Annotated in this window: 2 pseudogenes; one reads left to right on the top strand and one right to left on the bottom strand. The window is 64.5% G+C overall.

The annotated features are described in order from the left end of the window. Window positions 1-455, top strand: a pseudogene (locus BACI9J_RS23255) (short-chain dehydrogenase); the annotation flags it as partial. A gap of 316 nt (window positions 456-771) precedes the next feature. Here the strand turns inward: BACI9J_RS23255 and BACI9J_RS23250 are convergent. Then, a pseudogene (locus BACI9J_RS23250) lies at window positions 772-1323 on the bottom strand (hypothetical protein); the annotation flags it as partial.

Genomic DNA, 1323 nt, shown 5'->3' with positions numbered 1-1323 from the left:
AGTTCGACCCGCTCGAGATGCTCGAGGTCCAGCTGGCCAACACCACGGCGCCGTTCATCCTGATCTCGAAGCTCCGCCCCGCGATGGCCGCGAGCACGGGACGCCGCACCTACGTGGTGAACGTCAGCGCCATGGAAGGGGTGTTCGGCCGCGCCTACAAGGGGCCGGGACACCCGCACACGAACATGGCGAAGGCCGCCGTGAACATGCTCACCCGCACGAGTGCGCAGGAGATGTTCGAGACGGACAACATCCTGATGACGAGCGTCGACACCGGGTGGATCACCGACGAACGGCCGCACCCCACGAAGGTCCGGCTCGCCGAAGAGGGCTTCCACGCGCCGCTCGACCTGGTCGACGGGGCAGCCCGTGTCTACGACCCGATCGTCCGGGGCGAAGCGGGCGAGGACGTGTTCGGCGTCTTCTTGAAGGACTACGCGCCGAGTTCGTGGTGACGAACAGTGTCCCGGGGCGGGACCGTCAGCGCTTCGACGGGCCGTCTCCGGCGGCAGCACCTCCCCGAAACGGACCGGAAAGTCGCGCCACACGTCGTCGTCGCGTGGCTGCTTCGACGCCGATAAGTGGTGTTCGGCTTATTCGCGGATGCCAGTGGTGGCACGGATCGCCGATCGCAGTATCGACGGGTGTTCCACGGGTATCGGGAATCCGTTCCACGGCCGCGCGAGCATGGACCACGACCACCCCAAAGCTGGGTCTCGCTTGCCCGATCAATCTAGGGCCGTTCTAGGCTCGTCCTTTCAATAGCGGGCCTCACGCTCGCTCCAGCTGCTGTTCAAGGGCGTCGATCACTGTCGGGAGGGCTGGCATCTTGAAGCCCTCGGGCAGCAGGCCAAGCCGGTGAACTCTCAGGTCAATATCCTCTGCCCGGCCGTCCTCGTGGCGTCGGTACTCCTCGACGTCGAGCAACCCGAACCACTCAAGCGTCTTGCGCGCCGATGAAAAGGCGTCACGATGAATCCCGTAGCGCAGGAGTCTTGTGGCGCTGGGCATGACGAGGCGTTGCTCTTCCTGGAGCCCTCCGACGCCGCAAGCAATCATCAACACGAGCGCAATTTCGGAGTCTTCGAGCACATGCAGCCAACCAGCGCTCAGGAACCCATCCGGGAGCGCGAAGACCGGTTCCCGCTTTGGCACTTTGTACTCCTCATGGCCTCGCACCACGTCGTACCCCACTTCGTTGAGGAGCGTGAAATCGTGGAGCGCAGTCGCATCAGCTGACGTCTCCACGAGCCCCGCGACTGCAAGAGAATGGACCGCATTGCGAACGCTTCGGGCCCGCTTCTCGCGCGCTCGAACCAGAAC

It is taken from the genome of Arthrobacter sp. 9V, assembly GCF_902506065.1.
Taxonomy (GTDB): Bacteria; Actinomycetota; Actinomycetes; order Actinomycetales; family Micrococcaceae; genus Arthrobacter.
The sequence above is the reverse complement of the archived record's forward strand: the minus strand, read 5'-3'. Positions and strand labels throughout refer to the sequence as shown.